Origin of the sequence: Sphingomonas sp. LH128, assembly GCF_000293195.2 — a bacterium.
In the GTDB taxonomy this organism is placed as follows: Bacteria; Pseudomonadota; Alphaproteobacteria; order Sphingomonadales; family Sphingomonadaceae; genus Novosphingobium; species Novosphingobium resinovorum_A.
In genome coordinates this window covers 1-9,832 of sequence record NZ_ALVC01000308.1, presented here as the reverse complement: position 1 = coordinate 9,832, position 9,832 = coordinate 1, and the positions used below count along the sequence as shown (strand labels likewise).

Annotated in this window: 8 protein-coding genes and 1 pseudogene; 6 read left to right on the top strand and 3 right to left on the bottom strand. The window is 68.6% G+C overall.

Annotated elements, in window-relative coordinates:
* Positions 1 to 179 (bottom strand): annotated as a pseudogene (locus LH128_RS33680) (TIGR03087 family PEP-CTERM/XrtA system glycosyltransferase); the annotation flags it as partial.
* Entirely contained in the window at positions 179 to 1,018 is an 840-nt protein-coding gene (locus LH128_RS22195; RefSeq protein WP_008831933.1) for a GNAT family N-acetyltransferase, read from the bottom strand. The gene LH128_RS22195 and the pseudogene LH128_RS33680, both read right to left, overlap by 1 nt.
* Positions 1,019 to 1,154: 136 nt before the next feature.
* Here LH128_RS22195 and fliF point away from each other — a divergent pair, with 136 nt between their 5' ends.
* The 4 genes from fliF (at position 1,155) to flhA (ending at position 6,024) form a co-directional block, all read left to right on the top strand.
* On the top strand, positions 1,155 to 2,753 hold the full coding sequence (gene fliF, locus LH128_RS22190; protein WP_008831932.1) for a flagellar basal-body MS-ring/collar protein FliF: 1,599 nt from the start codon (positions 1,155 to 1,157) through the stop codon (positions 2,751 to 2,753).
* Between the two features lie 10 nt (positions 2,754 to 2,763).
* On the top strand, positions 2,764 to 3,123 hold the full coding sequence (gene fliN, locus LH128_RS22185; RefSeq protein ID WP_008831931.1) for a flagellar motor switch protein FliN: 360 nt from the start codon (positions 2,764 to 2,766) through the stop codon (positions 3,121 to 3,123).
* Entirely contained in the window at positions 3,120 to 3,602 is a 483-nt protein-coding gene (locus LH128_RS22180; protein ID WP_327195239.1) for a helix-turn-helix domain-containing protein, read from the top strand. The genes fliN and LH128_RS22180 overlap by 4 nt, the downstream gene beginning before the upstream one ends.
* A 307-nt stretch (positions 3,603 to 3,909) precedes the next feature.
* Positions 3,910 to 6,024: a flagellar biosynthesis protein FlhA gene (gene flhA / locus LH128_RS22175; protein WP_008831929.1), complete on the top strand. Its 2,115-nt coding sequence runs from the start codon at positions 3,910 to 3,912 to the stop codon at positions 6,022 to 6,024.
* A gap of 287 nt (positions 6,025 to 6,311) precedes the next feature.
* On the opposite strand, the gene LH128_RS22170 is transcribed toward flhA, so the two are convergent.
* Complete coding sequence (locus LH128_RS22170; RefSeq protein WP_008831928.1) at positions 6,312 to 7,439, bottom strand: Fic family protein; 1,128 nt, start codon at positions 7,437 to 7,439, stop codon at positions 6,312 to 6,314.
* Between the two features lie 145 nt (positions 7,440 to 7,584).
* Between LH128_RS22170 and LH128_RS22165 the strand changes: the two genes are divergently transcribed.
* Both LH128_RS22165 and LH128_RS22160 read left to right on the top strand, forming a co-directional pair.
* Positions 7,585 to 8,967: a flagellar hook-length control protein FliK gene (locus LH128_RS22165; protein ID WP_172705141.1), complete on the top strand. Its 1,383-nt coding sequence runs from the start codon at positions 7,585 to 7,587 to the stop codon at positions 8,965 to 8,967.
* Between the two features lie 12 nt (positions 8,968 to 8,979).
* On the top strand, positions 8,980 to 9,678 hold the full coding sequence (locus tag LH128_RS22160; protein WP_008831926.1) for a flagellar hook assembly protein FlgD: 699 nt from the start codon (positions 8,980 to 8,982) through the stop codon (positions 9,676 to 9,678).
* Positions 9,679 to 9,832: the final 154 nt, after the last annotated feature.

Below are 9,832 nucleotides of genomic sequence, written 5' to 3'. Positions count from 1 at the left end.
CTGGTGGCGAGGTCGGCGAGATCGGGCTCGAACGCACGGTCCTGCTCATCGTCACAGAACGTCGCGACATGCACGGGAGCCAGTGCGGCTAGCGCCTTGAGCACGTGGTGGGAACGGATCTTGTCACCGCGATCCGGCGGAAACGGGATGCGGTGCGCCAGGAACAGGATTTCGCCCATCAGCCGATACCGCGTGCAATCAGCGGGCCGAGGCGATTGGCCACTGCCAGAGGCAGGCGCTGCCACAGCTTGATCTGGAGCGAGAGCTTGCCGCTCGTCGGGTCCGCATCGCGCCTGGCGCTGCCCGGGGCGGTCCAGGTCGCATACGTCAGCGGCTCGGGCTCGAAGCCCCAGTTGCGCTTGAAATGATAGGCGCCGCTCTCCGTCTTGGAGCGGCCGAAGTCGAACACCGTGCAGCCGCGCCGCCGGGCGTGGAGCATGAGTTCGAAATACATCCGGTCGTTGGCCCGAAGGCGCCGGGCGTCCCAGGTGCCGCCGCCCCAATACGGCATGACGGCGCCCTGATGATAGACGCTGATGACGCTCGCTACCGGCACGCCCTGATGGCGCACGGTCAGAATGTCCGCATCGTCACCGAAACCGTTGACCACCGCATCCAGCAGCGCGCGGGGAAAGACCGGGGTGCCGAGATTGCGATAGCTCTCACAGAAGACCGTGTAATGCGCGGCGCGATCCGCTTCCGCAGTGCCGACCTCGATCGTCAGGTCCATGCCCAGCGAGCGGCGCACTTCGGCGCGCTGCTTGCGCGGAATGTCCAGCAGTTGCGCTTCGTCGTCGGCCGCGAGCGGGCGGGCGAAGTTGGCGTGTGAACGGGTCTTGAGTGCCCAGCCTTCGCCCGCCGGAGGAAGTACCCCGCCGCGAAGTTCGATCGTCGGGCAGGTGAGGCGCAGTGCCAGTTCCTCAACGGCGGCGAATACGGCGGGGGGGGGGGGGGGCCCCGCCGACGCAGTCGGTGGTGGAGGGGTAGAAACCCCTCCGTCAGCGCTACGCGCTGCCACCTCCCCATTGCTTCGCAACAGGGAGGATAAGGAAACCGCACATTTTTGCGCATCCCGGCAAGTCTTGCCTAGTCTCATCCTATAATGCCCTCGGGGCGCGCGACAGGGGCGGCGCCGGGATCTCGGAAGGCCGGACTTGGAAGCGTTGCGCAATTTCATCGGGCAGATTGGCGTGCGCCGCGCCGCGATGATGGGCGGCGTCGCGCTGGCGCTGCTGCTCGGCCTTGGCTGGATGGCCACGCGAACGCCCGACAGCGCGATGGGCTACCTGTACACCGACCTCGACCCCTCGGCCGCATCGACCATCACCGAAAAGCTCAAGGGGCAGGGCGTGCCCTTCCAGCTTTCGGCCGACGGCACCGCGATCCTCGCGCCTGCCGACAAGCTGCCCGAACTGCGCATGGCGATGGCCTCCGAGCAGCTGGGCGGCAAGATCGGCTACGAAGTGCTCGACCAGGAGGAGCCCTTCGGCATCTCCTCCTCTCGCGCGAAGCTGAACGAGACGCGCGCGATCGAGGGTGAACTGACCCGTTCGATCGAAAGCCTGGACCGTGTCAGCCGCGCCCGCGTCCACGTCGTCATGCCCGAGCGGGCGATGTTCGAAACCGAGCCGCGCAAGGCCAGCGCCTCGGTCACGGTCAAGACCACCGGGCGGCTCCCGGCCGAGGCGGTGCAGGCGATCCGCTATCTGGTGTCCTCGGCGGTGCCCGACCTCTCGCCCGAAGCGGTGTCGGTGGTGGACCAGACCGGCGCGCTGCTGGCGCGGGCGGGCGAAGGCCAGGGCAGTTCCGGCGACATCGAGGAACGGCAGGCCGCCGTCGAAGCCCGCTTGCGCGACCAGATCGAGACCATGGTGGAGCCGATCGTCGGCCACGGCAAAGTCCGCGCCGAAGTGTCCGCCGTGCTCGAACGCGACCAGGTGCGCGAGGAATCCGAGACCTTCGACCCCGACAAGCAGGTTATCCAACACCAGGTCAGCGTCGAATCCAGCAACCAGAGCACCGAAAAGACCCCCGGCGCGCAAGGCGCGAGTGTCGCCACCCAGCTGCCCGAGAACGCGGCCGCCGCGCAGAACGGCGCCAATGGCGACAGCCGCAACGCCGCACAGAACGAGACCTCCGAGGACACCACCTACCAGAACAGCCGCGTCCAGAAGGTCGCCGTGCGCACGCCGGGGCAGGTCAAGCGCCTGACCGTGGCGGTCATGGTGGACGGCGGCGAGAAGGGCCTGCCGCAGCCGCAGCTCGACCGCCTGCAGCGCCTCGTCGAGAACGCCGTCGGCTTCGACAGCGATCGCGGCGACAGCGTGTTGGTGGAGAACATGCCCTTCGCCGCGCAGGACGTGGACGGCATCGACGGCGGCTTGCCGTTCGGCCTGACCGTCGATCGCATCCTAGACGTGCTGAAGATCGTGCTGGTCGGCGGCATCGTCCTCTTCGCCATCCGCATGCTGCGCCGCCAGAACGCGCCCGCGCTGCTGCCGCCGCCCTCCGGTGATCTTTCCGAGGGTGAGGACCGCCGCCAGCCCGCGGGCAGCGTCTCGATGGCGCAGCTTGAGCCGATGGGCGGCCCGATCGGCGGGGGGGCCGACGATACCCCGCTGCTCGATCAGGAAGTCGCGCTCGCCCATGTCGATGGGCGAGTGAAGCTCTCCGCGATCAAGCGCATCGGCGACACCATCGCTTCCAACCCGGCGGAATCCGCCTCCGTCATCCGCCAGTGGATGAACACGTGAAAGGTATCCGATGAGCGACGAGCTCGACACCCGGCACCAGCTGACCCCGGCGCATCTGCCTGAGGAACCGGCCCCGGTCCTGAGCGGCGAAACCGCGCTGCCGCCGCGTCCCTCCACGCCGCCGACGCCCGATGACCTGCACGCCGTGTTCGACGTGCCGGTGAAAGTGCAGGCGGTGCTCGGCCGATCGAAGATGGACATCGGCGACCTGCTGCGGCTCAAGCCCGGCATGGTGGTGGAGCTGGACCGCCGCGTCGGCGAGCCGGTCGACATCTTCGTCAACAACCGCATCATCGCGCGCGGCGAAGTCGTGCTGATCGACGCCACGCTGGGCGTCACGCTGACCGAAATCGTCCGCAAGGAAGCATGATGGGATCGCGCGATCATGATGCCACCCGGCTGATGCTGGTCGGCGAACTGGGCGACGCGGTGGGTCTTGCCAACGAGATGGTGCGCGGCTCGGCCACCCGCATCGGCGTGGAATCCGCGCCTGCGGCCTTTGAAGGCTGGACCTCCGGGAGCTGGACCGGGTCGGAAGCCGACATGGTGGTGGTGGACCTTGCGGTGAACCTCAAGGACGTGCTGGCGCGGCTGCGCGGCGGGCGGTCTGAGGGTTCGGTGACGGCCTCGGTTTCCGGCCTCGTCGGACAGAACATCGCCGACGTCGAGCGCGAGCTGATCCTCCAGACCCTGCGCCACTGCGGCGGCAACCGCAGCGCGGCGGCGGCGATGCTGGGCATTTCGGTGCGGACCATGCGCAACAAGCTGCGCACGTTCCAGGCGGACGGGATGGCGGTGCCACCTGCACTTGCAGGCGTGGTGCGGGCCGAGATGGCGGCGGGCGCGTGATGGCTCTCTCCTTCGTCATTGCGAGCGTAGCGAAGCAATCCAGCGCGGTTTCATGCTGCCCTGGATTGCTTCGCTACGCTCGCAATGACGGGGGAAGGATAAATGCTTCGTCGCCGGGCCGCGGCAATCTGGAGCGTACCGGACTTCACTCTCACCCCCGTCATTCCCGCGAAGGCGGGAACCCATCTGATGCCGGTGCCTGTCGCACGAACATCAGCTGGGTCCCCGCCTTCGCGGGGATGACGGAAAATGGTTACAGCACCCTCGTTTCCCGCCCATGCAGCGGGCTCGCGATAGAGCACCGGTAATGGCCACCGCGCCCACCAAGTCCGCGCTTCCCCCGCAGGTCACGCAGTTCCTAGTCCGCCTCGGACCGGGGCGCGATCTTGCGCTGGCGCTGGGCGTGGGCGCGATCATCGCGATGCTCATCCTGCCGATGCCGGCGTGGATGCTCGACATGGGCCTCGCGCTCTCGATCACGGCTTCTGTCCTCATCCTGATGACGGCGCTGTTCATCGAGAAGCCGCTGCAGCTTTCCAGCTTCCCGACGATCCTGCTCATCACGACGATGCTGCGGCTCGGCCTGAACCTTGCCTCCACCCGCCTGATCCTCGGCCACGGGCATGAGGGGCATCAGGCGGCGGGCGGGGTGATCGCGGCCTTCGGCGAGTTCCTGATGGGCGGCGAGACCGTCATCGGCCTCACCATCTTCGCGATCCTGATCGTCATCAACTTCGTGGTCATCACCAAGGGCGCGGGCCGCATCGCCGAAGTGGCGGCGCGCTTCAGCCTCGATGCGATGCCGGGCAAGCAGATGGCGATCGACGCCGACCTCAACGCCGGCACCATCACCGAGGACGTCGCCCGCGAACGCCGTTCCGAGATCGAGCAGGAGAGCGGCTTCTACGGCGCCATGGACGGTGCCTCGAAGTTCGTGAAGGGCGATGCGGTCGCCGCTCTGCTGATCACCGCGATCAACATCGTCGTCGGGCTGATCGTCGGCGTCGCGATCCACGGCGTGCCGTTCGGGCAGGCGTTCACGACCTACACCATCCTCACGGTGGGCGACGGCCTCGTCAGCCAGATTCCGGCGCTGATCGTCTCGACGGCGGCGGGCCTGCTGGTGTCCAAGGGCGGCGTCGTCGGCAAGACGGGCGCGGCGCTGGGCGACCAGCTGGGCCGTTATCCCAAGGCGTTCGGCATCGCGGGCGCGCTGATGGGCATGCTGGCGCTGATGCCCGGCCTGCCGTTCCTGCCCTTCGCGATCCTCGGCGGGCTATGCGGATGGCTCGCGTGGACGATGACCAAGAAGGCGGAAGGGGCGGTGGCCGCCGCCCGCGTCGAGGAGGCCGCCGCTCAGGCCCGCCAGAAGGCCGCGCAGGCCGAGGAGCCGATCGCCCGAACCCTTGCGATCGACGCGCTGCGCATCGAGCTCGGCTATGGCCTGCTCCCGCTGATCAACGACGCCAGCGCCGAGCCGCGCCTCGACGATCAGGTCCGCGCGCTGCGCCGCCAGATGGCGACCGACTACGGCTTCGTCCTGCCCTCGGTCCGCATCATCGACAACATGGCGCTGCAGGCGAACGAATACGTCGTCTACGTCAAGGAAACCGAGACCGCGCGCGGCGAACTGCGCATCGGCAAGCTGCTCGTCATCAATGCCGGGGGCGGCGAGACCGGCCTCTCGGGCGAGGCCACGCAAGAACCGGTGTTCAAGCTGCCCGCCCAATGGATCGACCGCGAACTGCGGCAGGAGGCGGGCTTCCGCGGCCTGACGGTGGTGGACTGCGGCACTGTCGTCACCACCCACCTGACCGAGATCGTCAAGGACAACATCGCCGATCTTCTTTCCTATGCCGAGACGCAGAAGCTGCTCGACGAGGTCCACAAGGATTCGGCCAAGCTGATCGCCGACATCGTGCCCTCGCGCATCTCGGTCTCGGGCGTGCAGCGGGTGCTGCAGAACCTGCTGGCCGAGGGCGTCTCGATCCGCGACATGCCCACGATCCTCGAAGGCGTGGCCGAGGCGAGCGCCATCACCGCCAACCTCACGCAAGTCACCGAGCATGTTCGCGCGCGGCTTGCCCGGCAGATCTCGGCGCAGCACACGCTGGACGGCACGGTCCCCATCGTCGCGCTCGGCGCGGTGTGGGACGAGGCATTCTCCGAGGCGATCATCGGGCAGGGCGACGACCGCCACCTCGCCATGGCGCCCTCGCAGCTGCAGGCCTTCATCGCCTCGGTGCGCGAAACGTACGACCGCCTCGCCGGGCAGGGAGAAATCCCGTGCCTGCTGACGAGCCCGAGCCTGCGGCCTTTCGTGCGCTCGATCATCGAGCGGGTGCGGCCGGCGACGGTGGTGCTCTCGCAGAACGAGATCCACCCGAGGGCGCGCCTGCGCAGTCTGGGCGCGATCGGGTAGGGGCTGACACGGATGGGGCAAATAAACCCCGTCATCCCAGCGAAGGCTGGGACCGCTATCGGTCTTTAGACGCGAACTCTCGTGAAAGCGCGCCGCCGCGAGGTGGGCTGTTCACGGCCAGCGGTCCCAGCCTTCACTGGGATGACGGGGTTGTGTGCGATCACACCCCGCCGTGCTTGGCGCCCCCCTCGTCATTGCGAGCGCAGCGAAGCAATCCAGGGCAGTCTCAAGCCGCCCTGGATTGCTTCGCTGCGCTCGCAATGACGAGGGTGGAGTGATTGATCCGATCACACTCCTCCATCGCCGTCGCCGCTCGCAATCTTCAGATGATAGCGCGCATAGCGCCGCTCCCCCACCCGCTCCAGCGCGCCCAGTTCGACCAGCTCGGCCAGATCGCGCGTCGCGGTGGCGGAGGCGGCGTCGGTGATCGTGCGATAGTTGTGCGCGCTCAGGCCCCCCGCGAAACCGTCCGGCCCCTCGGCCATCATGCGGATCAGCGCCTTTTCCTGACGCGGGTTGATCGCGCCCTTCAGGCGGTCGAGCAGACGGGTTTTCTCGATCAGGAAGCGGATGCTGGCGATCGTGCGGCCTTGCGCTTCCAGCACGGTATCGGCAAACCAGTCCATCCACGCATCGATCCGGTTGCTCTGGCTGGCGCGCTGCAGCTCCGCGTAATAGGCTTTTCGGCGCCGGTTGATGGTGGCGGCAAGCGCGGTCAGCGTCGGTGCCTCCAGGCTCTGCGCCAGTGCCTTTTCCGCGATCGCGCGGCCGAGGCGGCCGTTGCCATCCTCGAACGGATGGATCGTCTCGAACCACAAGTGCGCGACGGCTGCGCGGGTGATGGCGGGCAGCGGCGTGCCCCCTTTCGGCCCGCTCGCGTTGAACCAGGCGATGAAGCGCGCCATCTCTGCGGGCACGCGGTCCGACGGCGGCGCCTCGAAGTGGACGCGCGGCGCGTGCAGGGCGCCCGAGACGATCTGCATCGGATCGGCATGGGTGCGATAGCCGCCGATCTCAGCCAGATCGCGGCGGCCGTTCATCAGCATCCGGTGCCAGTCGAACAGCACCGCGTTGTTCAGCGGGTCGGCATAGCGGCGGTAGAGGTCGGCCATCAACTCGGCCGCGCCCGCCTCGGCCGGGCTGGAGCGGCGCTGGTCGGCGGCGAAGCCGAGTTGCCGCGCGATCGACGACTGGACGCTGGCGCGGTCCAGCACTTCGCCCTCGATGGCGGAGCTTTCCACCATCTCCTGCGCGATCAGTTCGATCACGACGCCTTGACGGGCCTCGCCGTCGAGGTGATGCATGGCCCCGACGACGACGCCCGATCCCTTGAGGAACCGCGCCTCGACCGCGCTCAGGGACGCCGGGTCGAAGGTGAAGTCGGGCCAGTCGGGAAGCTGCCAGTTCCAGCGCATGATCGATGGGATACCTTTCTATCGATCATTATATGGCATTATTTTGATTTATTGAAGGGCCGCTCATCGATCAGCCCCGCGCATAAGATCGCACCCGCGACCGTCCGGTGCGCGAGCGTCCTATGATGAACCGATGCCCGTTCCCGTGACGACTTTCTTCCCGACCCTTGCCGCTCCGGGCACGCCTGTGCCGAGCGTCGGGGATGCGGAAACCGGCGCTTTCCTCGCCGCGCTTGAAAGCGTGGGGGCGAGTGCCGGGGCGAAGATCGACGAAGCTGCGCAGGCGGGCGAGGGGCCGCCGGTCGCGGAGCAGGCCCTCCCGCTTTCCGGCCGGATCGCGCCGCAAGTCGCGGCGGTGACTGTCGCGACGCAGCAGGTCCCGGCCGAGCCGGTCGTCACACCTGCCCCCCCGGCGGCGACCGAAACACCCGTCGCTCCCGCCGAGCCGGTTCCGCCGCGCGCCGGGACCGAGGCACCAGCCATTCCTGCGACCGCGTCAACTCCGGTGGCGACGCCGCCGCTTCCGATCGCATCGTCACCGGCAGACCCGACATCCGAGACGGCGGTGGATACCTCCAAGGCGCAGGCACCCGCGACCACTCCCGCAGAGGTCATGGTGGTGGCCGCCGAACCGGGCCTCGCAGACCCGGAAACTCTCGCGCCGGTCACACTGGCCGAGGCGACGCAGGCCGAAGAGGCTGCGCAGCCGGAGGCCGCCATCGACGCGGCCCGTCCGGCAAAGCGCAAGACCACCGCGACGGCCAGTCCGGCGCCGTCCTCTGCCTCTGCCTCTGCCTCTGCCCCGGCGCCCGGAACGCCCGTCATCGCGGCGATGGCCCCCGCTCCGACGACGCCCGCCGACCCGGCGCCGACAACCGCCGCGCCCCAACCCGAAGGGCCGCGTCCCGCCGCGCCCGTCGCCCACGCCGCGCCGCAAGCCGCTGAGGACACCGCGACGCCCGTGTCCGAGGCTCGCGTCTCCGCCCCGCTGTTCACCCAGACGCTGGACGCCGCGACCACGCGCCATCCGGCCGCGCTCCCTTACGACACCGCGCGCCCGGCAGCCGCCGAGGCCAGCGTGACCGTGCGTGAGGGCCGCTTAGGCGCGGACGTCGGCGTCGCCATCGCGCGGGCTCTCGATGGCGGGCCGGACGGCCTGCGCGACGCGCTGCTGATCCGCCTCGACCCGCGCGAGATGGGCCGTATCGACGTGAGCATGGGCTTCGACGAGGACGGCACCCTGCGCGCCGTGGTCTCCGCCGACCAGCCCGCCGCGCTCGACCTGCTGCGCCGCGAGAGCACTCACCTCGACCGTGCGCTCAGCGATGCGGGCGTACGCGCCGATGCCCAGTCGCTGCGCTTCGACACTTCGGCCAACGGCGGCGGCGGCTTCGGCAACGGGACGGGCCAGCATCGCCCGTCAACCCGTCCGCAAGGCGCGGCCGCCGAGTTCACCGGCGCGCAGGAAGAGGCCGCCCCCATCCTGCGGTCGCTGCGCGGCAGCGGCAATCTCGATCTCATGGCATAAGGCAGCACGACAATGACGACCGTTACCGACACTGCCTCCGCCTCCGCCTCCTCGGGCACTTCCGGCACCACCAGCAAGACCGCCGCCGCCTCGACCAGCCTGCTGGCCGACTACAACCTGTTCCTCAAGCTGCTGACCACGCAGATGACGAACCAGGACCCGCTCGATCCGATGAACACCTCGGAGTACACGCAACAGCTGGTGCAGTATTCGCAGGTGGAACAGTCGATCCAGCAGACCGGCAAGCTCGACGACATCCTCGGCCAGCTCCTGTCGCAGCAGATGGCTCAGGCATCGAGCTACATCGGCCGCGAGGCGCGCTTCGACAGCGCGGTGGCGGGGCTGGGCGACAATCCCGCCAAGTGGACCTACTATGTCGACGGCACTCCCTCCACCGTCACCGCGACGATCAAGGACGCGCTGGGCGGCACCGTGGCCACCGTTACCCTCGACCCCAGCGAGACCCAGGGCACCTACAAGTGGGACGGCACTCAGACCGACGGCACCAAGGCCGCGGCGGGCGCCTATACCCTTTCGATCAACGCGCAGGCCGCGAACGGATCGACATTGCCGACCACGATCAACTCGGTGGGCGTGGTGGACGACGTGGTGACCGACGGGACCAGCATCATGCTGGGTGTCAACGGCATCCGCCTGTCCGCGACGGGGCTGGTGGCGCTGACGGCGCCTTCGACCTCGACGAAGGAGTGAGGGCATCCTCCCTGTTCCGCAGGAATGGGGAGGTGGCAGCCCGCAGGGCTGACGGAGGGGTTCTTCCCCCTCCACCACCGACTGTGTCGGCGGTCCCCCTCCCCATCGCTTCGTGACAGGGAGGACTATCTCAATCCATCGCGTCGCTGCGTTC